The organism is Streptomyces sp. BBFR2 (assembly GCF_044497305.1).
Classification (GTDB): Bacteria; Actinomycetota; Actinomycetes; order Streptomycetales; family Streptomycetaceae; genus Streptomyces.
Genome location: NZ_CP172415.1, coordinates 1,462,429 through 1,485,012, shown reverse-complemented (window position 1 = coordinate 1,485,012; position 22,584 = coordinate 1,462,429). Strand labels below are relative to the sequence as shown.

16 protein-coding genes and 1 riboswitch are annotated in these 22,584 nt (G+C 70.5%); of the genes, 11 read left to right on the top strand and 5 right to left on the bottom strand.

All coding sequences use genetic code 11. From position 1 onward, the window contains the following. The first annotated feature begins 70 nt into the window (after positions 1–70). The 5 genes from ACGH2B_RS05160 (at position 71) to ACGH2B_RS05140 (ending at position 4,677) form a co-directional block, all read left to right on the top strand. The gene (locus ACGH2B_RS05160) at positions 71–559 is read left to right on the top strand and encodes a DUF1453 domain-containing protein (RefSeq protein ID WP_399084767.1); all 489 of its coding nucleotides are present in this window, start codon (positions 71–73) and stop codon (positions 557–559) included. A gap of 29 nt (positions 560–588) precedes the next feature. Beyond that, positions 589–1,755: a sensor histidine kinase gene (locus ACGH2B_RS05155; protein WP_399084764.1), complete on the top strand. Its 1,167-nt coding sequence runs from the start codon at positions 589–591 to the stop codon at positions 1,753–1,755. After that, positions 1,752–2,438, top strand: a complete 687-nt coding sequence (locus ACGH2B_RS05150) for a response regulator (RefSeq protein WP_399084761.1) — start codon at positions 1,752–1,754, stop codon at positions 2,436–2,438. Before ACGH2B_RS05155 ends, ACGH2B_RS05150 begins: the two co-directional genes overlap by 4 nt. Positions 2,439–2,533: 95 nt before the next feature. After that, positions 2,534–3,073, top strand: coding sequence for a DUF485 domain-containing protein (locus ACGH2B_RS05145; RefSeq protein WP_399084758.1), 540 nt, complete (start codon positions 2,534–2,536; stop codon positions 3,071–3,073). Beyond that, positions 3,070–4,677: a cation acetate symporter gene (locus tag ACGH2B_RS05140; RefSeq protein WP_399084755.1), complete on the top strand. Its 1,608-nt coding sequence runs from the start codon at positions 3,070–3,072 to the stop codon at positions 4,675–4,677. Before ACGH2B_RS05145 ends, ACGH2B_RS05140 begins: the two co-directional genes overlap by 4 nt. Positions 4,678–4,687: 10 nt before the next feature. Here the strand turns inward: ACGH2B_RS05140 and ACGH2B_RS05135 are convergent, their stop codons facing one another. The 3 genes from ACGH2B_RS05135 to ACGH2B_RS05125 all read right to left on the bottom strand — a co-directional run bounded on the left by ACGH2B_RS05135 (position 4,688) and on the right by ACGH2B_RS05125 (position 8,756). After that, positions 4,688–5,362, bottom strand: coding sequence for a response regulator (locus ACGH2B_RS05135; RefSeq protein ID WP_399084752.1), 675 nt, complete (start codon positions 5,360–5,362; stop codon positions 4,688–4,690). Then, a complete protein-coding gene (locus ACGH2B_RS05130; RefSeq protein WP_399084749.1) occupies positions 5,359–7,014 on the bottom strand; it encodes an ATP-binding protein in 1,656 nt (551 codons plus the stop codon). The genes ACGH2B_RS05135 and ACGH2B_RS05130 overlap by 4 nt, the downstream gene beginning before the upstream one ends. 752 nt (positions 7,015–7,766) lie before the next feature. Then, a complete protein-coding gene (locus tag ACGH2B_RS05125) occupies positions 7,767–8,756 on the bottom strand; it encodes a sucrase ferredoxin (protein ID WP_399084746.1) in 990 nt (329 codons plus the stop codon). Positions 8,757–9,424: 668 nt separating this feature from the next. Between ACGH2B_RS05125 and ACGH2B_RS05120 the strand changes: the two genes are divergently transcribed. Beyond that, positions 9,425–10,849, top strand: coding sequence for a CobW family GTP-binding protein (locus ACGH2B_RS05120; protein WP_399084743.1), 1,425 nt, complete (start codon positions 9,425–9,427; stop codon positions 10,847–10,849). A 283-nt stretch (positions 10,850–11,132) separates the two neighbouring features. Here ACGH2B_RS05120 and ACGH2B_RS05115 read toward each other — a convergent pair whose 3' ends face one another. Next, the gene (locus tag ACGH2B_RS05115; protein WP_399084740.1) at positions 11,133–13,580 is read right to left on the bottom strand and encodes a DNA topoisomerase (ATP-hydrolyzing) subunit A; all 2,448 of its coding nucleotides are present in this window, start codon (positions 13,578–13,580) and stop codon (positions 11,133–11,135) included. 295 nt (positions 13,581–13,875) lie between these two features. Here ACGH2B_RS05115 and ACGH2B_RS05110 point away from each other — a divergent pair, with 295 nt between their 5' ends. From ACGH2B_RS05110 to ACGH2B_RS05095, 4 genes are all read left to right on the top strand, one after another. Continuing rightward, positions 13,876–15,213, top strand: a complete 1,338-nt coding sequence (locus tag ACGH2B_RS05110; protein WP_399096720.1) for a M16 family metallopeptidase — start codon at positions 13,876–13,878, stop codon at positions 15,211–15,213. A 38-nt stretch (positions 15,214–15,251) separates the two neighbouring features. After that, positions 15,252–16,634 (top strand): M16 family metallopeptidase, encoded by a 1,383-nt coding sequence (locus ACGH2B_RS05105; protein ID WP_399096717.1) that lies wholly within the window; start codon positions 15,252–15,254, stop codon positions 16,632–16,634. 251 nt (positions 16,635–16,885) lie between these two features. Next, positions 16,886–17,043: riboswitch (cyclic di-AMP (ydaO/yuaA leader) on the top strand. 12 nt (positions 17,044–17,055) lie between these two features. After that, complete coding sequence (locus ACGH2B_RS05100; protein ID WP_399084737.1) at positions 17,056–17,832, top strand: M23 family metallopeptidase; 777 nt, start codon at positions 17,056–17,058, stop codon at positions 17,830–17,832. A gap of 226 nt (positions 17,833–18,058) precedes the next feature. Continuing rightward, positions 18,059–18,754 carry a GntR family transcriptional regulator gene (locus ACGH2B_RS05095; protein WP_399084734.1) on the top strand — a complete coding sequence of 232 codons (696 nt, stop codon included), beginning with the start codon at positions 18,059–18,061 and terminating at the stop codon, positions 18,752–18,754. 323 nt (positions 18,755–19,077) lie between these two features. On the opposite strand, the gene ACGH2B_RS05090 is transcribed toward ACGH2B_RS05095, so the two are convergent. Further along, the gene (locus ACGH2B_RS05090; protein WP_399084731.1) at positions 19,078–19,359 is read right to left on the bottom strand and encodes an HPr family phosphocarrier protein; all 282 of its coding nucleotides are present in this window, start codon (positions 19,357–19,359) and stop codon (positions 19,078–19,080) included. Positions 19,360–19,545: 186 nt separating this feature from the next. Between ACGH2B_RS05090 and ACGH2B_RS05085 the strand changes: the two genes are divergently transcribed. Further along, the gene (locus ACGH2B_RS05085) at positions 19,546–22,557 is read left to right on the top strand and encodes a GNAT family N-acetyltransferase (RefSeq protein WP_399084728.1); all 3,012 of its coding nucleotides are present in this window, start codon (positions 19,546–19,548) and stop codon (positions 22,555–22,557) included. The last annotated feature ends 27 nt before the right edge of the window (positions 22,558–22,584 follow it).

Genomic DNA, 22,584 nt, shown 5'->3' with positions numbered 1-22,584 from the left:
GATCCGCCGGCGAGGTGCGCTCCGTAGCGTCGAAGACGTCAGCGTTCCCGTCCTTCGGAGGCCAGGGTCCATGAGCGGCCTGCTCAACACCGTCGTGATCATCGCGGTGGTCGCGTACGTGTTCATCCGCCAGTTCAGTGCGCAGCGACTGCCGTCGAGCGGCCGCAAGGTGTGGCTGATTCCCGCGATTCTTGGCGTAATGGCGTTCCGGGAACCGCACCTGTTGGACCCCGACCACCCGACCGCGTCAGCCGTACTGCTGGTCGCCGGCGTCCTGCTCGGACTCATGAGCGGTGCTGGATGGGCCTGGACCACCAGGATGTGGACGGACGCCGACGGTGCCGTCTGGACCAAGGGCGGTCTGCGGACCGCGGCGGTCTGGCTGTGCTGCATGGCCGTACGCCTCGGACTCGGCGGAGCGGCCGCCGCATGGGGCGTCCACCAGGGGACGGGCGCCATGACGCTCTCCGTCGCCGCGATGCTGCTGTCGCGCAGCGGTGTCACTCTCCTGCGGGCCCGCTCCGTACAGCCCGCGTACCGTGTCCCGGTGGGTGGCTGAGAAACACTGTCGCCCGGGAAGGACACCGAGTGCCGCAGAACGTCTGGACACGCTGGCCCCTGAGGGAAGCGCTCGCCCATGAGGGCATGAACGAGGCCCGCCGGTGGATCGGCAGAGTCGTCCGCACCGTCCTCATCGGGCTGTTGCTGTGGGCCACACTCACCCGGTCGCCGTTCGACGGCTGGTGGAAAGCGGTCGGAGCCGTCGCGGTAGTCCTCACGGTAGCGGCCTTTCACCGCTTCTTCCGGACCACACTGCACCAGCGACTGTGGCCGTCCCTCGGACTGTTTCTCGCCATGGAAGGTGGTGCGTTCGCCTTCCACGCCGTCGGCGCCTCGCTGCCCGCGGTCGTGCTCTGGTGCGGCTGCGCCGTCGTCGCCATGGAACGCCTGCCGCTCGCCGCCGCACTGCTCTGCTCGACCGCCGCACTCACCGCCTACGCCCTCGTGAGCGACGACAACTGGGTGACGACGGCGACGACCACGGGCGGACTCGCCCTCGCCGGTTACGTGATGCGCCTCGACGCGGAGGCCCGCGGCAACACCCAACGGCTGCTCGCCCAGGAACGTGCCGCGCGCAACGCCGAGGCGGAGACCGCCGCGCTGGCGGAACGGGGCCGCATCGCCCGGGAGATCCACGACATCCTCGCCCACAGCTTGAGCGCTCAACTGGTTCACCTGGAGGCGGCCCGGCTGCTCATCCAGCGCAGCACCGACCTCGAAGCCGACCGCGCGCCACTCCTCGACCGGGTGACTGCCTGCCGCGCCATGGCACGCGAGGGGCTCGACGGCACCCGCGAGGCGCTGTCGGCACTCCGCGGCGAGATGCGTCCCGTAGAGGAATATCTGCGGGAGCTGACAGCCGCCGAAGGCGCCCGCTTGGAGATCACGGGGGAACGCCGTGTGCTTCTTCCCGAAGCGGCGCTGGCGGTACGCCGCGCCGCGCAGGAAGCGCTGACCAACGTCCGCAAACACGCGCCCGGAGCCCGTACCGACATCACCCTCGCCTACGCGGAGGACACGATCGGCCTGGAGGTGTGCAACACGGTGCGCCACGCCGAGCCCGGCGATCTCGCGTCCAGCGGCTCCGGATACGGTCTGGTGGGCATGCGCGAACGCGCCGAACTCCTCGGCGGCACACTGGAATCAGGCCCGGAGGGGGAGAGTTTCGTGGTGCGGTTGCGGGTGCCGGCATGACGGGCGGACCGGCACGGCGCGTGGTGGTCGCCGACGATCAGACCGTGGTGCGTGAGGGCATCGTGATGCTGCTGGGGCTTCTGCCCGGCATCGAAGTCGTCGGCTCCGCGCCAGACGGTGAGGAAGCCGTCCGCCTCGTCGCCGAACTCGCCCCGGACATCGTCCTGATGGACCTGCGCATGCCTCGTTGCGACGGCGTCGAGGCGACGCGGCGCATCAGGACGGACCACCCGGGAACGCAAGTCGTGGTCCTCACCACCTACGCCGATGACGACTCGCTCTTCCCTGCCCTTCAGGCCGGTGCGCGCGGCTACCTGACCAAGGACGCGGACGGCGACGAGATCGTCCGCGCCATCGATGACGTCCTCTCCGGGGAAGCCGGACTGTCCCCCAGGATCCAGCGGCGACTGCTGGAACGCGTCGCCGAGCCCGCACCGCCGCCACGCAGGCCCTTCGCTGGGCCACCGGACGGGTTGACCGCCCGCGAGATCGAGGTGCTGCGGCTGGTTGCCGAAGGGCTGTCCAATCCGGAGATCGCGCGCACGCTCCATGTCTCCACCGCGACGGTAAAGACACATATCAACAATCTCTTCGGGAAGGCCGGGCTGCGCGATCGGGTGCAGGCGATCCACTACGCGTACCGACACGGCCTGGCGCAGCCACCCGGCGAGAACCTCACCTGATGGAGTGAACGGAACAGAAGGTGGAACCGGGCATCACCCTCCCCGCCCATCCTTGACGAAACCGGCCAACAGGTCGGTGCAACAAGGAGTGTTCGGTGGACAAGCAGCGCAGCGGCACGGCCGCACCACGTGGAAGTGGCTCCGTAACCACAGCCTGGAGCAGTACAACCGCCCCCAGGCAGAACGGTGCGGGCGAAATGACAGCGTCCGGAGGAAACCCTCACGACGCCGCGCTTCTCTGGACCACCGGGGATGCGACAGTGCAACAGGGGGCTCCGGGTACCGGCCTGCCGCGCCCGCAAGCTGCTGCCCATGACGAGGTGTACCGCGCGGTCCAGCACAGCGCGGCTTTCCAAGAGGTGCGCCGCCGCTACCGCGGCTTTGTCTTCCCCGCCACCGTTCTCTTTCTCGGCTGGTACCTCGCTTACGTCATCACCGCGACCGCTGCACCGCACCTCATGGCACGTCCCGTCGTCGGCATGTTCAACGTCGCGCTGCTGGCGGGGCTGGGCCAGTTCCTGACGACCTTCCTCCTGACCTGGGCGTACGCCCGTCACGCGCGTCTTCGCCGTGATGCCGCCGCGCTGGAAATCCGCTGGGAAACCCAGGAACTGACGGGAGGCAACGCGCGATGACCGGCGACCACCAGACACTTGCCCTCGTCCTCTTCAGCACCTTCGTCGCGGTCACACTCGCGATCACCGCCTGGGCGGGGCGCCGGAGGCCCGGGTCCGCGGAGGAGTTCTACGCGGGCGGCCGTCTCTTCTCTCCCCTGGAGAATGGATTCGCCATCGCCGGCGACTACATGTCCGCCGCCTCGTTCCTCGGCATCTCCGGACTGATCGCTCTCTTCGGCTACGACGGCTTGCTCTATTCCGTGGGGTTCTTCGTCGCCTGGCTCGTCGTTCTGTTCCTCGTGGCCGAACTCGTCCGGAACTGCGGCCGGTTCACCCTCGCCGACGTCGTTGTCTCCAGAATGCGAGCGCGTCCCGTACGCATCGCCTCTGGGACAGCTTCGGTGACTGTCTCCGTGCTCTACCTGGTGGCCCAGATGGTCGGTGCCGGGAGCCTTGTCACCCTGCTGCTCGGCAATGTCGACATAGCGGCCCGCACGTGGACGGTTGTCGGGGTCGGCACCCTGATGGTGTTCTACGTGACGCTCGGGGGCATGCGGGCCACGACCTGGATCCAGATCATCAAGGCCGTGCTCCTCATAGGCGGAACCTTGGCCCTGACTGTTCTGGTGCTGGCCCGCTTCCACGGTGACCTCGGTGCTCTCCTCGCCGCCGCCGCCGAACGAAGCGGTCACGGTGCAGATTTCCTGGCCCCGGGTCTCCGGTACGGCGGTGACTGGACATCCCGGTTGGACTTCATCAGCCTCGGCCTGGCACTCGTTCTCGGGACTGCTGGACTGCCGCACATTCTGTCGCGCTTCTACACCGTTCCCACGGCTCGTGCCGCCCGCCGCTCCGTCGTGTGGTCGATCGGTCTCATCGGAAGCTTCTACCTGATGACCATCGTGCTCGGCTTCGGTGCGGCTGCGGTGCTCGGCAGCGGCACCGTGCGAGCCGCCGACACCGCGGGCAACACTGCGGTGCCACTCCTCGCCCTCCAGCTTGGTGGCGGCGCTGGGTCTACCGGCGGGGCGGTGCTGTTCGCCGTGGTCGCTGCCGTCGCGTTCGCCACCATCCTTGCGGTGGTGGCCGGGATCACCCTCGCTTCATCGGCCTCTGTCGCGCACGACCTCTACGCCTCACTGCGGCGCAACCGAAAACGCAGCACGGCGCAGAGTCGACAAAGTGATGTAACCGTCGCGCGGGTGGCAGCCGTCGTTGTAGGAGCCCTCGCCATCGCGCTCTCGCTCCTCGCACAGGAAATGAACGTCGCTTTTCTCGTCGGCCTGGCATTCGCCGTAGCCGCTTCGGCCAACCTGCCGGTACTGCTCTACACACTCTTCTGGCGGCAGTTCACCACCCGCGGAGCCGTGTGGTCTGTCTACGGCGGCCTGATCCCGGCCGTGGTCCTGGTGCTTGTCTCCCCGGTAGTCTCGGGCAGCCCCGACGCGATTTTCCCGGGAGTCGATTTCCACCTTTTCCCCCTGGAGAACCCCGGTGTCGTGTCGATCCCTCTGGGGTTTCTGGCGGGATGGTTCGGCACGGTCACTTCTGATGAACCTGCAGACGAAGCCCGTCATGCGGAGACCGAAGTGCGGTCCCTGACCGGTGCCGGCGCGGCCTAGCTCCATATGCTCATACCCATGCATAGCGATGCTCGGGGCGTCCGGTCTCGCCGTACCTGAGAGTGAGCCGGACGCGTCCCGTCCGTTCCAGCAGTTTCAGGTAGCGCTGCGCTGTCTGACGACTGAGCCCGGCCCGTACGGCGACGTCCTGAGCGGACATGGGCGCGTCAGCGGTACGGAGAACGGAGCGCACGCGGTCGGCGGTCGCGGCAGAGTGGCCTTTGGGAAGTTCTGCCGCCTCCGCACCGGCTGTCCCCAGAGCTCCGAAGATCCTGTCGACTTCTGACTGCTCGGTCTGCCCGCCGCTCTCGAAGGTGCGGCGCAAGGCGGCGTACGCCTCCAATTTGGAGCGCATGCCGGCGAACGTGAAGGGCTTGACGAGGTACTGCAGCGCACCGAACCGCATTGCTGCCTGAACCGTCGTGACGTCGCGTGCCGCGGTCACCATGATTACGTCCGTGGGGATGCCGCGACTTCGTAGGTTGCTCACCAGTTGCAGGCCCGTGCCATCGGGAAGGTAGTGGTCCAGGAGGATCAGGTCGACTGCATGGGTGCGCAGCGCTTCGTGAGCCTGGGATGCGGTATGGGCGAGACAACTGACCTGGAAGCCCGCCACTTTGTCGACATAGGCAGCATTGATTTTCGCCACCTGAACGTCGTCATCCACGACCGCGACGTTGATCACTGGTGGGTTCCTGTCACTTCATCGGGGAACACGGATGCGGTGGGGCCGTCGTTCCGCGGAGAGCTTGTCTTGGCGATCTGCCTTAGGGGAGCCGGGCGCTTCTCGGACAACTCGTCGGACAGCGCATCGGGGAGAGTGACTGTGAAGACCGCTCCTCCTCCGGGACGATCACCGATCGTCGTGGTGCCGCCGTAGCGCTCGGCGAGCCTTTGTACAAGCGCCAAACCGATGCCACGCTGCCCATGGGGCGGCGGCTCTTTCGTCGTCCACCCCTCGGTGAAAACCGAAGCACGATGGCCTGCCGGGACCCCGGGACCGTTGTCACTGACGCAGACGATCGCCGTCCGCCGGTTTGTGTGGACCCGCACCTCCAACTGTGCGTCGGGAACTGTCGCTGTGGCATCGAGGGCGTTGTCCACCAGATTGCCGAGAACAGTGACCACACTGTGCGGGTCTATGAGTCGGTCGGGAAGGTGAGTGTCGGAGGCGAGGGTGAGTGAGGCACCACGTTCGGTTGCCACAGTCGCTTTGCCGACAAGGAGAGACGCCACCAGGGGGTCGTGAACGCGCTCCGTGACCTGTTCGGCGGTTGCTCGGTGGGCACCGACCGCCTGGGTGATGAAGGAGCTGGCCTCGTCATGGAGTCCTAGTTCCAGCAGACCGAGGAGTGTGTGGAGCCGGTTGGCGTGTTCGTGGTCCTGGGCGCGTAGCGCGTCGATGAGTCCTCGGGTGCCGTCCAGTTCGCGTCCCAGCCGTTCCAATTCGGTACGGTCCCGCAGCGTGACCACTGCGCCACCGTCGTCGGTGGGCATCCGGTTGACCACGAGAACACGTTGGCCGCTGACGGCCAACAGGTCCGCCCCTGACACCCGGCCGGCCAGCACATCCGCTGTTCGGCCAGGGGGGAGGGCGGTGTCCACGACCGTTCCGATGGCTTCAGGGGGCAGGTCCAGGAGTCGCTGAGCCTCGTCGTTCATCAAGCGGATGTGTCTGTTGCGGTCGAGGGCGAGAAACCCCTCGCGGATGCCGTGCAGCATCGCCTCCCGCTCGCTGAGCAGTGCGGAGATGTCGGAGAACGCCAGGTCGTGCGTACGGCGCTGCAAGCGGCGAGCGACCAGGTATGCGGCGAGTGCGCCTACGGCCAGGGCGCCGCCCGCGTAGGCGAGCAGCCGAGGGACGGTCGACAGAAGCCGTTCATGCACACTTTCGTAGGCGATGCCTACAGAGACGGCACCGATGATCTCCTTTCTGTCGTTGCGCAGCGGTACCTTGCCGCGGGCGGACCGACCGAGGGTGCCGTCATCGATCTCCATGACCTCGCGGCCGGTGAGAGCCAAGCTCGGATCGGTGGAGACATGCCGTCCGATTTCGTGCGGGTCGGTGTGGGACCAGCGCACTCCCTGCCGGTTCATGACCACGACGTATTCGGCGCCGGTGGCATTGCGGATTCGTTCGGCTGCCCGTTGGACGGGGCCGTTTCGTGTGGGGGGTGAGCTCTCCAGTGCGTTGTCCAGCCGGGGCTCGGCAGCGGTGGTCTGGGCGATCGCGAGGGCGCGGTGCATCGCCTGGTTGTCGAGTTCCGCGCTGAGCGGGGCCAGGAAGAGACCGGTGGCGAGCGCTGTCACACCGGTGGCTATGGCCAACTGCACCATCAGGACCTGCGCGAAGACGCGACGCGGCCAGTGGAGGCGTGGTCGCACCGACCAGCGTGGAGCGACCCGATGGTCGGTAGTGGCCGTTCGTCTTCTCCGGCACGCCGGCGGTCGGCGGGGCGTGCCGGGCATGGAGGGTGGGGTGCCTCGGTCTTCGCCGCCTGGTGGCGCGGGCAGGCTGGTGAGGCCCGACGGCTTTTCCGTGCTCGGGCTCGGAGGCTGTGGTCTTTCCGGCTCACCCATGTGGACGAAGCGTAAGGGTGGTCGGCGGCCCCTCGGTAATCGCTCACAGTGCGGGTCGCGGCCTCTGTACTGCTGGTATTCGTTCGGTAACGGAAGGGATTGTCGAGTGCCCAGAGTAAGCGACAGCAGAGTTATCCACAGGGCTTTCGGCTGCAGATTGTGAAGTTCTAACCTCGCGAAGAGAGAGCGGGGACGCCGGAACTTCCGGGCTCGGACGGAGACGACTGTGAATGTTCGATGTCACCGCGCGCGATGCAGTGAGCGGGGGAGATGCAGGGATGACAGCAACAACACGGAGCGGTGCAGTACGGGAGGTGCTGCCGCAAGCGCGTGGTCGGCGAGATGTGCACCTTGTGTGGTCGGTGCTCGGAGTCGGCATCGCCGCCGCGGTTGTTTTGGCCTTCCGATCGAAGAGGGCTGGGAAGAGGGGGCAGCGGGTGGCTGTACCGGCCCGTGAGGTGGAGGCAACGGCTTCCAGGCAGGCTCGTCGGCATGCTGCCGTAAGTACGTCAGGACGCTGGGACGAGACGACCACTGCCCAGGCCCGCGAGCGAACTGCTGCTGAGGCGGGTGATCGCCGTAACGGCCATACGCGCAGGTGGGCCGAGCAGCGAGCCACAGCTCGCGGGCGCAGGAGCGCCGTCGGTCCGTTGTTCGACCAGCACCTGCCACATACGGCCATCGGAATGGGCGACGGTCACGGACAACGAGGGGAGAGGGGAGGTCGGACGCTCGGCGTACCCCGTTTCGGGCCGCACCGGTTCGGTCCGTACGACGTCGAGTGCGTCCGCGCGGTACTCCCTCAGCATGTCCCGGACGGCGAGGTCGGCCGCCTGCGCCGGCCGGTCCCAGGTGGAGCGTCCTCGGCAGTGGTCGAGCACGATCTGTCCGTTGTCCGCCGCGGCGACGGCGTTCCTGACCAGTTCGGCCGAGGCGCGACCGTAGGCGTATCCGAAGGGCAGGACGACAAGAGTCGGCGCGAAGCGGTGGCCACCGATGTGGGTGACTTCCCAGGTTTCGGTCCCGGTGTTCGCGAGGTCGGCGGCAAGCGGGCGGCCCAGGAGGGCGCAGCACTTGTCCCGCTTGCCGTTCGTGCAGACGAGGACAAGAGGGGGGCCGGAGTAGGCGTCCCAGATGCCTCCGTGATGGCCGGCCGCCGCAGCGGTGAAGTCCAGCCGGGGCAGGACCTTCGGATCGGCGAGGGTGGTGGTGCGGATCCAGGAGTGGCCCGGAGCGGTGTGTGCGAGGAACACCCGGCGCCGGAGCACAGTGTTTCTCCTGCTGGACGGGCCGGGGCGCCGAATCAATGCGACTCGGACACCTGTTCCGTCGGTGGCCGCCGTCAGGGCTCGGCCGAGCTCCGGATCGAGGCGGCTGTTCGTCAGTGCCTGAGCTCCCCACGGGCCTGGTTGCTCGACGAGCAGCCAGGTTCGGGCAGTGGCAGCCGTTCCGGCGAGGGGCTCGGCGCCTTCGCGGGAAGCCAGGGTGCAGGTGCTCACGAAGGTAAGCCTAACCTGCCTGGGGTGGGGGCGGAGGGAGGCGGTCCGCCGACCGGGGAACAGTCGGCGGACGGGCTCGGAGAGATCGAAGGCGAAGAGCCCCGCGATGGGCGCCGAAATGACCACCATCTTCATGTAGTGACGGGCGATGACCGCAGGCGGCGTAGGAAGTCTGCTGCTACGAGGGGGCCACGTGGGGTGGCGCGGCCCGCCGGCGGGCCTGGTCGGCGTGGTACCGGGCGGTCTCGGCGACCAAGGCGGGGGTAGGTGTGCCCCAGGTTGCTCAGCGACCAGAGTGATCTGCGACCTCGACAGCGCAGGGCATGGGCGGAGGGGGCAGCTCCTCTCCTGCCTATGCCTGTACCTCGGGATGAGGCACCGCAGTTCAGGGTGTCGGGGCCACGGCCGCAGAAGCTGTGGCCCGCGTTGGTCTGACGGTTCGGGTGCTGCCGTGAGGTCGCAGGCCGGTCCGTGGGGGCGCGAGCCACGGCGTGGAGCGTCTGGACGGCCGGATTGGCTGTCGTGGGCGCGGTTGCCTATCTCATTGGGCGGGCTGCATCACCTGGGTGTAGCTCAGGGGTCCGTTACGATCGGCAGCCCGTTTTCCGCCGGTCCGCTCGGTCCGTCATTGTGCCGCGGTCCGGCCTCCGAACCATGGAGGCGCCCCCTTGGCCACGCAGCAGATCCCGGTCGTCGTCCTCGCCGGCTTTCTGGGATCGGGCAAGACCACGTTGCTCAACCACCTCCTGGCAGCGGGCGACGGCACGCGCATCGGTGCCATCGTCAACGACTTCGGGAGCATCGAGATCGATGCGATGACAGTCGCTGGTCAGGTCGACTCGATGGTTTCGCTCGGCAACGGATGCCTGTGCTGCGCGGTCGACACCAGCGAGTTGGACGAGTACCTGGAACGACTTGCACGGCCCGCGGCCCGTATCGACGTCATCGTCGTCGAGGCCAGTGGCTTGGCCGAACCTCAGGAACTCATCCGTATGATCCTCGCCAGCGAAAACAAGCGGATTGTTTACGGTGGGCTGGTCGAAGTGGTTGATGCCGCCGAATTCGATGCGACCCGGGAGCGCCATCCCGAACTTGATCGGCATGTGGGGATCGCCGACTTGGTCGTGCTCAACAAGGCTGACCGCATCGGGGACGAGCAGCGCGAACGGCTCACCAACACTTTGAGTGAGCTAGCGCCCGGGCGGCCCGTGATCTGCGCGGCTTACGGACGTATCGCCCCGGAGATGTTCTTCGATCGCGGGCCGGGAGATGACTGCGAGCCGGCGGTGAAGCAGCTGTCGTTCGAGGACCTCTTGCGGGAAACGGCCGACTACCGTGCCGCCTATCACCGTGACGAGGAGGCGGTGCCGCGGCTCGGCTCGGAGAGTGACTGTGAGTCGGGTACCGCGTTCCATGACAGTCAGCAAACTCAATCACCCAACGACCTGAGCGATGCGGGAGGCGGCGCCGCGCAGGCGCATGACCCGTCGCGGGAGGGGAAGCGACAGTCACCGTTGCACGGGGGGCATAGCCACGCCGACGGTGAGCCTTGCCCGGGCGACTGTCACGGCCGACACCTGCACAGCGGGTACCAGAGCGTGGAGTTCACCTCGCGTATCGCCCTGCACCCGCGTCGGCTGATGGATTTCCTCGACAGTCGTCCAGCAGGTTTGTACCGCATCAAGGGGTTCGTGCACTTCGATGTTCCGGGAAGCCGGCAGAAGTTCGGGGTTCACGCGGTGGGTGACTTTCTCCGCTTCTACCCGACGTCCTGGGAGCGCGGTGAAGAGCGCTGTACGCAGCTCGTTCTCATCGGCAGCGGTATTGATGCGGAGTCGTTGGGCGAGCAGCTGAGCGCCTGCAGGATGCCGGAAGCGGTGACTGTCACCGCCGCCCCGCCCCCCGATGACGCACTTACGCACAACCGGCCGCCCCAGAACGCAACGCCGCCCCGAGACACCACTCCACCCCACTCCACCTCACCGCACGACGGCGCCCCGCCCTCCCCCGACGACAGCCTGCTGGAGCGCGCCATGTGGGGCGTCCTGCGTTACGTCGCCGACCGCGATGACCAGGACGGCCAAGAGGGATAGCAGGAGAATCGAAGAGCGCGAGGGGCAGACGCAGAAGGGCAGCAGCACCCCGCGCCTCGCCCCCCGCTTCCGCCCCGCCAGGCAGCAGTGACAGCAGCCTGCCCGCACGCACACCTCCACGCGTTGTCACCGCCCCGCGCACGCCGAAGGGGGCGCCCCTCCACCACCTCACGCGGTACAGGAACGCCCCCACCAGCACCTGGCCACCACTGTCGGCCACTGCTACAGACACCAGCGGCCGACAGCCGCCCCGTCATGCCGCTACGCCGGACAACTCATGCCACTACGCCGGGCCCGCCAGCGCCGCCACCGGCTTGGTGAGCGGGACGCCGGAGCCGTCGCGGCGCGGGTCCGGTTCCGGGAGGGGGACCGGGGCGCCCTTGGCGTCGGCGGCGCGGGCGGGGGCGGTGCCCGCCCAGGCGAGGGTGAGGCAGTCCTCGCCCTTCAGGAAGCGTTGGCAGCGGACGCCGCCGGTGGCGCGGCCCTTGCGCGGGTACTGGTCGAACGGCGTGATCTTGGCGGTCGCCACCGAGTCGTCGAGCGTGCCGTGGGAGCCGGCGACGGTGAAGACCATCGCGTCGGCCGCCGGATCGACGGCGCTGAACGAGAGCACCTTGGCGCCCGCGCCGAGCTTGACGCCCGCCATACCGCCTGCCGGGCGGCCCTGCGGCCGGACCTGCGCCGCCGGGTACCGCAGCAGTTGTGCCTCGTCGGTGATGAAGACCAGGTCCTCCTCGCCGGTGCGCAGTTCGGCAGCGCCGACGATACGGTCGCCGTCCTTGAGGGTGATGACCTCCAACTCGTCCCTGTGCGCCGGGTAGTCGGGCACCACGCGTTTGACGATGCCCTGTTCCGTACCGAGCGCGAGACCCGGTGAGGACTCGTCGAGCGTGGTCAGGCAGATCAGGCTCTCGCCGTCCTGCAGCGTCAGGAATTCCGACAGCTGCGCGCCGCCGGCGAGGCTGGGCGCGGCCGCCGTCTCGGGAAGCTGCGGCAGGTCGATCACCGGCAGGCGCAGCAGCCGTCCCGCCGAGGTCACGGCGCCGACCTCACCGCGGGCGGTCGCGGGCACGGCGGAGACGATGACGTCGTGCTTGACCCGCTTGGCGTCGGCGTCGAACGGGGTGTCCACGCCCGCGGTGCGGGCCAGCAGCCCCGTCGACGACAGCAGCACCCGGCACGGGTCGTCGGAGACCTCCAGGGGCACCGCGGCGACCGAGGTGCCGGCGGACTCCAGCAGGACGGTGCGGCGCTCGGTGCCGTACTTCTTGGCGACGGCGGCGAGTTCGCCGGAGACCAGCTTGCGCAGCTCGGCGTCCGACTCCAGGATGCGGGTCAGCTGTTCGATCTCGGAGCGCAGCGTGTCGCGCTCCGACTCCAGCTCGATGCGGTCGAACTTGGTGAGCCGGCGCAGCGGCGTGTCCAGGATGTACTGCGTCTGGACGTCGCTCAGGGAGAAGCGCTCGATCAGCCGCTCCTTGGCCTGGGCGCTGTTCTCGCTGGAGCGGATGAGGCGGATGACCTCGTCGATGTCGACAAGGGCGGTGAGCAGGCCCTCCACCAGGTGGAGCCGGTCGCGGCGCTTGCCGCGGCGGAACTCGCTGCGCCGCCGGACGACCTCGAAGCGGTGGTCGACGTAGACCTCCAGCAGCTCCTTCAGCCCCAGGGTCAGCGGCTGGCCGTCGACGAGGGCGACGTTGTTGATGCCGAAGGACTCCTCCATCGGCGTCAGCTTGTAGAGCTGCTCCAGGACGGCCTCGGGGTTGAAGCCGTTCTTGATCTCGATGACCAGGCGCAGACCGTGTTCGCGGTCGGTGAGGTCCTTGACGTCGGCGATGCCCTGCAGCTTCTTCGAGCCGACCAGGTCCTTGATCTTCGAGATGACCTTCTCGGGGCCGACGCTGAAGGGCAGTTCGGTGACGACGATGCCCTTGCGGCGCGCGGTGACGTTCTCGACGGCGACCGTGGCGCGGATCTTGAAGGTGCCGCGGCCCTTCTCGTACGCGTCACGTACGCCGCCCAGCCCCACGATCCGGCCACCGGTGGGCAGGTCGGGGCCCGGCACGAACCGCATCAGCGTTTCGAGGTCGGCGTTGGGGTGCTTGATGAGGTGGCGGGCGGCGGCGATGACCTCGCCGAGGTTGTGCGGCGGCATATTTGTCGCCATACCGACAGCGATCCCGGACGCGCCGTTGACCAGGAGGTTCGGGTACGCGGCGGGGAGCGTGACCGGCTCCTGCTCCTGGCCGTCGTAGTTCGGCGTGAAGTCGACGGTGTCTTCGTCGATCGACTCCGTCATCAGGGACGACGGGGACGCCATCCGGCACTCGGTGTACCGCATCGCGGCGGGCGGGTCGTCGTTACCGAGCGAGCCGAAGTTGCCGTGGCCGTCCACCAGGGGCAGCCGCATCGAGAACGGCTGCGCCATGCGCACCAGGGCGTCGTAGATGGAGGCGTCGCCGTGGGGGTGCAGCTTGCCCATGACCTCGCCGACAACGCGGGCGCACTTGACGTAGCCGCGGTCGGGGCGCAGGCCCATCTCGTTCATCTGGTAGAGGATGCGGCGCTGCACGGGCTTCATGCCGTCCCGGGCGTCCGGCAGGGCGCGGGAGTAGATGACCGAATACGCGTACTCGAGGAAGGAACCCTGCATCTCGTCGACGACGTCGATGTCGAGGATCCTCTCCTCGAAGTCGTCCGGCGGCGGGGTCTTCGTGCTGCGGCGGGCCATCGCGGCTGCGGCTCCTTCTGCTGCGTCTACATGTCGATGTGGTGGGTCGGCCGGCCGTTGGTGAAAAGCTGCCGTTCCGACCGGCGGGGGATCGACCGGTGAGTCTGCTGACTTTGACGCGGACCATTGTGGACCGCCCCACCGACAACGCCGGACGCGACTCCCCTCCACGGGCCGTGGCGCGCCCGCCGCCGCTCGTACGGGGGCGGTCGGGCGGGAACTTCGCCAGATGTCGGCGCGGTTGCATACAGTGACAGGACTTCTTCGCAAGCGGATCGAAGGGACGTACATGCCCATGGGTCACACGGCCACAGAAAAAGCCGGCTCCGGCGGCCTGACAGCGACCGAGCACCGGCTGGCCAACGGCCTGCGCGTGGTGCTCTCGGTGGATCCTCTGACACCGGTGGCGGCGGTCTGCCTCTGGTACGACGTCGGCTCCCGCCACGAGGTCAAGGGCCGCACGGGCCTGGCCCACCTCTTCGAGCACCTGATGTTCCAGGGGTCCGCGCAGGTCAAGGGGAACGGCCACTTCGAGCTGGTGCAGGGCGCCGGCGGCTCGCTGAACGGCACCACGAGCTTCGAGCGCACCAACTACTTCGAGACCATGCCCGCCCATGAGCTGGAGCTGGCGCTCTGGCTGGAGGCGGACCGCATGGGCTCCCTCCTGACGGCGCTCGACGAGGAGTCCCTGGAGAACCAGCGCGACGTCGTCAAGAACGAACGCCGCCAGCGGTACGACAACGTCCCCTACGGCACGGCGTTCGAGAAGCTGACGGCGATGGCGTACCCGGAGGGGCACCCGTACCACCACACGCCCATCGGGTCGATGGCCGATCTGGACGCGGCGTCCCTGGAGGACGCGCGGGCGTTCTTCCGCACCTATTACGCGCCCAACAACGCGGTCCTGTCGGTGGTCGGTGACATCGACCCCGAGCAGACGCTCGCCTGGATCGAGAAGTACTTCGGGTCGATCCCCTCGCACGACGGCAAGCAGCCGCCGCGCAGCGGTGAGCTGCCGGAGATCATCGGCGGCCAGCTACGGGAGGTCGTCGAGGAGGAGGTACCCGCCCGCGCCCTGATGGCGGCCTACCGCCTGCCGCACGACGGCACCCGTGAGGCGGACGCCGCCGATCTCGCGCTGACCGTGCTGGGCGGCGGCGAGTCCTCGCGCCTGTACAACCGCCTGGTGCGCCGCGACCGCTCCGCCGTCGCCGCCGGGTTCGGTCTGCTGCGGCTGGCCGGTGCGCCGTCCCTGGGCTGGCTGGACGTGAAGACGTCCGGCGGTGTGGAGGTCGCGGACATCGAGAGCGCCGTCGACGAGGAACTGGCCCGGTTCGCCGCCGAGGGGCCCACCCCGGAGGAGATGGAGCGGGCGCAGGCCCAACTGGAGCGCGAGTGGCTCGACCGCCTCGCGACGGTCAGCGGCCGCGCCGACGAACTGTGCCGCTACGCCGTCCTGTTCGGCGACCCGCAGCTCGCGCTGACCGCCGTGGGGCGTGTCCTGGACATCACGCCCGAGGAGGTGCAGGCCGTCGCCCAGGCCCGGCTGCGCCCCGACAACCGCGCGGTGCTCGTGTACGAGCCGACCGCCGCCGACGACAGCGCCGACAACGACGAGGAGGCGGACCGGTGAGCGACGCCACCACCCGCGAGGACCTGGCCATGAGCGAGATGACCTTCCACCCGCAGCCCAAGGGCGGGGCGCCCAGGCCGTGGGCCTTCCCGGCGCCCGAGCGCGGTGCGCTGCCCAACGGCCTGACGGTGCTGCGCAGCCACCGCCCCGGCCAGCAGGTCGTCGCCGTCGAGGTCGACATCGTCGCGCCGCTGGAGACCGAGCCGGCGGGGCTGGACGGCGTCGCGACGATCATGGCGCGGGCGCTGTCGGAGGGCACCGACCGGCACGACGCCGAGGAGTTCGCCGCCGAACTGGAGCGGTGCGGCGCCACGTTGGACGCGCACGCCGACCACTCCGGTGTCCGTGTCTCCCTGGAGGTCCCGGCCTCCCGGCTGCCGCGCGCCCTGGGGTTGCTCGCCGACGCGCTGCGCGCCCCCGCCTTCCCCGAGAGCGAGGTGGAGCGCCTGGTGCGCAACCGCCTCGACGAGATCCCGCACGAGCTGGCCAACCCGGGGCGCCGCGCCGCGATGGCGCTGTCCAAGGAGCTGTTCCCCGCGTCGTCCCGGATGTCGCGCCCCCGGCAGGGCACCGAGGAGACCGTCGGACGCATCGACGCGGCGGCTGTCCGGGCGTTCTACGCCGCGCACGTGCGGCCCGCGGCGGCCACCGCGGTGATCGTCGGTGACTTCACCGGCATCGACGTGGACGCGGCGCTCGCCGACACGCTGGGCGTGTGGCAGGGTGCCGCCGCCGAGCCGGTCACCGTCACGCCGATCACCGCGGACGACACCGGCCGTGTGGTGATCGTCGACCGCCCCGGCGCGGTGCAGACGCAGTTGCTCATCGGCCGGATCGGCGCCGACCGCCACGACCGCCAGTGGCCCGCGCAGGTCCTCGGCACGTACTGCCTGGGCGGCACGCTGACGTCGCGTCTGGACCGGGTGCTGCGGGAGGAGAAGGGCTACACCTACGGGGTGCGCTCCTTCGGGCAGGTGCTGCGGTCGTCGGCGCCGGACGCGCCCGGCGGCCCGGTCGGTGCCTCGCTGCTGGCGATCAGCGGCTCGGTCGACACGGAGTCCACCGGGCCGGCCCTGGACGACCTGTGGAAGGTGCTGCGCACCCTCGCGGCGGAGGGCCTGACGGACGCCGAGCGGGACGTCGCGGTGCAGAACCTCGTCGGTGTCGCGCCGCTGAAGTACGAGACGGCGGCGGCGGTCGCGGGGACCCTCGCCGACCAGGTGGAGCAGCACCTGCCGGACGACTACCAGGCGCAGCTCTACGCGCGGCTGGCCGAGACCGGCACGGTCGAGGCGACCGCCGCCGTGGTCAGCGCCTTCCCGGCCGACCGGCTGGTGACGGTGCTGGTCGGTGACGCGGCGCAGATCGCCGAGCCGGTGCGGGCACTGGGCATCGGCGAGGTGAAGGTCGTCAGCGGCTGACGGCCCGGTGGAGCGGTGGCCCGACCGGGTCACCGCGGCGCCGGCTTCCGGTACGGAGGCTCGGCAGAGTGGGACGGAACGGGATCCCGGGGGTGGTCATCCACCCCCGGGATCGTTCGTATGTCCGGTTTTGGTTCCGCTGTCACGGTGTGGTGTAACGCACAATATGGCGTTTCTGTTTGCCGATTGAAAGTTGCCACGATTAGCGTCATGCGCGCTGTCCGTCAGTAGCACGCCGCAACCGCGGCACCGGGCAGTCATCGCCGAGTCCCCGTACGGCGCGAGCCAGGGGAGCCGGGGACCCACATGTCCCCTGGGGTGAATCGGGCGCCTCTTCCGGAGGAGCCCGTAGGAGACCTTCCTGCTCCGAACCCGTCAGCTAACCCGGTAGGCGAGAAGGAAGGAAAGGATCAGCCAGCACATGGCGTTCACCCGTGCCACCGGGAAACACCGCCGTCCGAGCCGCAGTGCCCGGACGACCCGCAACATCGCCTCCGTCGCGGGTCTCGCCGCCACCGGCGTCGTCGCCTCCGTCGCCTCGCCCGCGATGGCCGCCACGTCCGGTGCCGCGCACGACACCGGTCTGCACCGCGCCGTCGTCATCGGTGACGAACTCGCCGAGCGGGTCGAGGCCCAGGCCGACGCGCAGCAGGCCGTCGCCGAGACGGCCGAGGCCAAGGCGAAGGCCGAGGCCGAGGCGGAGAAGCAGGCCAAGGCCGCCAAGGCGGCGGCCGACAAGCGGCACGAGGCGAAGGTCCGCGCGGCCCGCGAGGAGGAGCGCAAGCGCCTCAACGCCTTCGTCGCGCCGATCTCCGGCTCGTACGTCTCCACCGCCTACCAGGCGTCCAGCGGACTGTGGTCCTCCGGTTCGCACACCGGCATCGACTTCCACGCCGCCACCGGCACGAGCGTGCACGCCGTCGGCGCGGGCACCGTCGTCGAGGCGGGCTGGGGCGGGGCGTACGGCAACAACATCGTCATCAAGATGAACGACGGCACCTACACCCAGTACGGCCACATGTCGCAGCTCGGCGTCTCGGTCGGCCAGCGGGTGATGCCCGGTCAGCAGATCGGTCTGTCCGGCGCGACCGGCAACGTCACCGGTGCCCACCTGCACTTCGAGGCCCGTACCGGCCCGGACTACGGCTCGGACATCGACCCGATCGCCTACCTGCGCGCGCACGGCGTCAACGTCTGACGTCCGCCCCACGCGGTCCCCGGAGCCCCGGCTCGCCCCACAGGGCGTCCGGGGCTCCGTCGCGTCCGGTGGCGGGTGGCCGGATTTCCCGGGGCCGGGAAAGGTGCTCACCAAAAGATCACCATGAATAAGTGAAGGCGGTAAAGCAGCCTTCACCGTCGAATAGAGTCGCCGAAAAGGCGCCGCGGGGCGGCGTTTTCCGGGAAGGACGGTGGAGGCGCCCACGATGACGCGAGGCCAGATTTCCGTGCAGCGCATCTCCACGGCGATCCGCGACGACATCGTCTCCGGCGCGCTGCTTCCGGGCAGCCGGCTCGTCGAGGAGCTTCTGGCCGCCCGTTACGGCGTCTCCCGGGTGCCGGTCCGTGAGGCGCTGCGCACCCTGCAGTCCGAGGGGTTCGTCACCGCGCGGCGCCATGCGGGGGCGTGTGTCGCGGCGCCCACCGCGCAGGAAGCGGCCGACCTGCTGGACCTGCGGGCGCTCCTGGAGCCGATGGGCGCCGCCCGCGCCGCCGCCCGCCGCACCGACGCGCATCTGAAGGTGTTACGGGGCGTGGTGCGGCTCGGCAGGGAGCGGGTTCACCGCGGCTGCCCGGGCGATCTGCCCCGGTTGGACGGCTGGTTCCACGAGACGCTGGCGCGGGCGGCGGGCAATCCGGGGCTGACGGCGCTGCTGATCCAGGTGCGCCGGAAGATCGACTGGATGTACGTCGTCGAGCGTCCGGCACGGGACGCGGAGACGTGGGACGACCACGGCGCGGTGCTGGACGCGGTGGCCCGGGGCGACGCGGAGGCGGCGCGCGCCCTGATGGCGTCGCACATCGCGCGGTCGCTCCCGGCGTACCGTCCGCGCCGCCGCCCGGCGACCGCGGTACGCCGTCCGCCGCGTTCCGTCGGCAGCGGGCGGGTGCGTTCCGCCTAGGCCCGGTATTCGGGGCGGTGGGCCGGTGGCGGGATCTTTTCGGTACCGTGCGGGGAATTACGGAAACGGCCGTGCGGGGAAAGCGGACCGGCTCGGGGAATTCCCGCGCCGTGGAATTGTGCATTTCTGTGTGCCGGCCGCCCGTGTGGTGAAGGAACGCGTGGGCCGGGGTGGGATCCGGCCCCTGCGGCGCGAGCCCGGTGGTCCGTGCGGGGGCCGCTCGGCGGGAGCGTCCGGGAAAGGGAAGGCCCCGCCGCGGTGACCATGTCCGGTCGTGGCGGCGGGGCCGTGCCCCGGTCGCGGGGCGGTGGGGGCGTCCCGGTTCAGACGGTCTCCGGCAGCTCGTCGAGCCCCTCGGCGACCAGCTTCGCCAGGCGCTCCAGCGCGGCTTCCGCCCCTTCGGCGTCCGAGGCGAGCACGATCTCCTCGCCGCCCTGGGCGCCCAGGCCCAGCACCGCGAGCATCGAGGCCGCGTTCACGGGGGTGCCGTCGGTCTTGGCGATCGTCACGGGGACTCCGGCGGCGGTGGCCGCACGGACGAAGATCGAGGCGGGACGGGCGTGCAGCCCCTCGGCCCAACCGACAGTGACGCGGCGCTCAGCCATGGTGTTGCCCTTCAAGTCGTTACGGTTGTCTAGACCACTCTCTCATGTCGGCCCCGGTGCCGTAGAAGCCCCGCCCCCGGTGTTCCCCACCACGTCCGCACCGGCCCGCCCACCCCGCCCGGGGACCGCCCGACCGGCCCCGCGCGCACCGAGCCGGTTGTCGGTGCCCGGCCGTACGCTGTCCGCATGCAGCAGCCGCCGGATCACGCGTACCCGAGCCACTGGGAAGCCGATGTGGTGCTGCGTGACGGCGGCACCGCCCGGATCCGCCCGATCACCCCGGACGACGCCGCACGTCTGGTCTCCTTCTACGAGCAGGTCTCGGACGAGTCGAAGTACTACCGTTTCTTCGCGCCCTACCCCCGCCTCTCCGACCGCGACGTGCACCGCTTCACCCACCACGACTACGTCGACCGGGTCGGCCTCGCCGCCACCGTGGGCGGCGAGTTCATCGCCACCGTCCGCTACGACCGGATCGACGACCGGGGCCGGCCGGCCAAGGCCCCGGAGGACGACCAGGCGGAGGTCGCCTTCCTGGTACAGGACGCCCACCAGGGCCGCGGCGTCGCCTCCGCGCTGCTGGAGCACATCGCCGCGGTCGCCCGGGAGCGCGGCATCCGCCGGTTCGCCGCCGAGGTGCTCCCCGCCAACACCAAGATGATCAAGGTGTTCACGGACGCCGGATACGTCCAGCAGCGCACCTTCGAGGACGGCGTCGTCCGGCTGGAATTCGACCTCGAACCGACCGAGCAGTCCATGGCCGTGATGCGCGGCCGCGAGCAGCGCGCCGAGGCCCGCTCCATGCAGCGGCTCCTCGCCCCCGGGTCGGTCGCCGTCATCGGCACCGGCCGCGCGCCCGGCGGCGTCGGCCGCACCGCCCTGCGCCACCTCCTCGACTCCGGCTTCACCGGCCGCGTCCACGCCGTCAACCACGCCTTCCCCGAGGGGACCGGCCGCCTCGACCCCGAGGGCGTCCCCGCCGTCCGCTCCCTGCGGGAGATCGACGGCCCCGTCGACCTCGCGGTCATCGCCGTCCCCGCCGACCGCGTCCCCGAGGTGATCGACGACTGCGGGGAGCACGGCGTCCAGGGCGTCCTGGTCCTCTCCTCCGGGTACGCCGAGGCCGGGCCCGAGGGGCGCGAGCGCCAGCGCGCCCTGCTGCGCCGTACCCGCTCCTACGGCATGCGCCTGATCGGCCCGAACGCCTTCGGCCTGATCAACACCGCACCCGGCGTCCGGCTGAACGCCTCGTTCGCGCCGGTGATGCCCGCCACCGGGCGCATCGGACTGTTCACCCAGTCCGGCGCGATCGGCATCGCCCTGCTCAGCGGGTTGCACGAGCGCGGCCCCGGGGACGGCTCGCCCGCCGGCGTCTCCACCTTCGTCTCCGCGGGCAACCGCGCCGACGCCTCCGGGAACGACCTGCTCCAGTACTGGTACGACGACCCGGCAACCGACGTCGCGATCCTCTACCTCGAATCCATCGGCAACCCCCGCAAGTTCACCCGCCTCGCCCGCCGTACCGCCGCCGTCAAACCGGTCGTCGTCGCCAAGGGCGCCCGCCACCACGGCACCGCGCCCCTGGGGCACGCGGTCCCCACCGTCCGCATCCCGGACAGCACCGTCGCCGCCCTGATGCGGCAGGCCGGGGTGATCCGCGTCGACACCGTCACCGAACTCCTCGACGCCGGGCTGCTGCTCGCCTCCCAGCCGCTCCCGGCGGGAGCCCGCGTCGCCGTCCTCGGCAACTCCGAGGCGCTCTCCCTTCTCGCCTACGACGCGTGCCTGACCGAGGGCCTGCGCCCGCGGCGCCCCCGGGTGCTGCCCTCCGCCGCGACCCCGTACGACTTCCACGCCGCCCTCACCGAGGAGCTGGCGGGCGAGGGCTGCGACGCCGTCGTGGTCACCGCGATCCCCTGGGTGGGCGAGGGCGACGCGGCCACCCCCGGGGAGGCCGGGGAACTGGCCGCGGCGCTCCGCTCGGCGGCCGCCGCCGGCCCCGCCAAACCGGTGGCCGTCGTCCACCTCGCCATGGACACCCTCGCGACGGCGCTCGCCGCCCCGGGCGTAACGGGTGCGCCGGACGAGGTCCCCGGGGGCGCTGGGGACCTCGGGGGCGATGCTCCGGGGCTGACCGCCGCACCGGCCACCGGTGCCACCACCTCGCTCAACCGCCCCACGGAGCCCACCGCCGCCCCCACCACGCGGGACACCGGGGCCGTGCCCGAGCCGGAAGCGCCCGCCGCCCCCGGCCCCGCCCCCGCGTCCCCGGCGCCCGCCCCCGCCGCGGATCCCGCGTCCCCCGCGTATCCACCCGCCCGCACCCCGCTCCCCGCCTACCCCGCCGCCGAGCGCGCCGTCCGGGCCCTGGCCGAGGCTGTGCGGTACGCCGCCTGGCGCCGGGAGGCCGGAGAGCCGGGCCGGGTCCCCGCGTACGACGACATAGAGGAGGCCGCGGCCGGTGCCGACATCGCGCGGCTGCTGGACCGCCTCGATCCGCCGCCCGGCCGCTCCGTCCCGCTGCCCGCCGAGGACGCCGCCGCCCTGCTGGCCCGCTACGGCATCGCCACCCAGCCGTCGCTGCCCGCCCCCGGCCCGGACGCCGCCGTCCGCGCCGCCGCCCGCCTCGGCTACCCCGTCGCCCTCAAGACCACCGCCCCCCACCTGCGCCACCGCAGCGACCTGGGCGGTATCCGCCTGGACATCGCCGACGAGGAGGACCTGCGCCGCACCTACGGCGAGCTGACCGCCGCCCTCGGCACCCCGGAGGAGCTGGCGCCGGTCGTCCAGAAGATGGTGCCGCGCGGTGTCGACACGGTGGTCCGCGCCGCCATCGACCCGGCGGCCGGCGCCGTCCTCTCGTTCGGTCTGGCGGGCGCTCCCTCGCAACTGCTGGGCGACATCGCGCACCGCCTCATCCCCGCCACCGACCGTGACGTGGACGCCCAGATCCGCTCGATCCGCGCCGCCCCTCTCCTCTTCGGCTGGCGCGGTTCGCAGCCCGTCGACACCGCGGCGCTGGCCGAGGTGCTGCTGCGGGTCTCCCGCCTCGTCGACGACCACCCCGAGGTGGTGGGCGTCGACCTGGAGCCGGTCGTCGTCGCCCCGCGCGGCCTGTCCGTCCTCGGGGCGACGGTCCGCCTGGCCCGCCCACCCGCCACCACCGACCTCGGCCCCCGCCGCCTGCCCGTCTACTGACCGCCCGCCCGGCCCGCGGACCGGCCC

Excerpts from the sequence above, each read along its gene's own strand:
- ACGH2B_RS05105 (WP_399096717.1), top strand. The coding sequence starts at position 15,252 with ATGACCTTCCACCCGCAGCCCAAGGGCGGGGCGCCCAGGCCGTGGGCC.
- ACGH2B_RS05115 (WP_399084740.1), bottom strand. The coding sequence starts at position 13,580 with ATGGCCCGCCGCAGCACGAAGACCCCGCCGCCGGACGACTTCGAGGAG.
- ACGH2B_RS05110 (WP_399096720.1), top strand. The coding sequence starts at position 13,876 with ATGGGTCACACGGCCACAGAAAAAGCCGGCTCCGGCGGCCTGACAGCG.
- ACGH2B_RS05150 (WP_399084761.1), top strand. The coding sequence starts at position 1,752 with ATGACGGGCGGACCGGCACGGCGCGTGGTGGTCGCCGACGATCAGACC.
- ACGH2B_RS05090 (WP_399084731.1), bottom strand. The coding sequence starts at position 19,359 with ATGGCTGAGCGCCGCGTCACTGTCGGTTGGGCCGAGGGGCTGCACGCC.
- ACGH2B_RS05085 (WP_399084728.1), top strand. The coding sequence starts at position 19,546 with ATGCAGCAGCCGCCGGATCACGCGTACCCGAGCCACTGGGAAGCCGAT.
- ACGH2B_RS05100 (WP_399084737.1), top strand. The coding sequence starts at position 17,056 with ATGGCGTTCACCCGTGCCACCGGGAAACACCGCCGTCCGAGCCGCAGT.
- ACGH2B_RS05130 (WP_399084749.1), bottom strand. The coding sequence starts at position 7,014 with ATGGTGCAGTTGGCCATAGCCACCGGTGTGACAGCGCTCGCCACCGGT.
- ACGH2B_RS05095 (WP_399084734.1), top strand. The coding sequence starts at position 18,059 with ATGACGCGAGGCCAGATTTCCGTGCAGCGCATCTCCACGGCGATCCGC.
- ACGH2B_RS05140 (WP_399084755.1), top strand. The coding sequence starts at position 3,070 with ATGACCGGCGACCACCAGACACTTGCCCTCGTCCTCTTCAGCACCTTC.
- ACGH2B_RS05160 (WP_399084767.1), top strand. The coding sequence starts at position 71 with ATGAGCGGCCTGCTCAACACCGTCGTGATCATCGCGGTGGTCGCGTAC.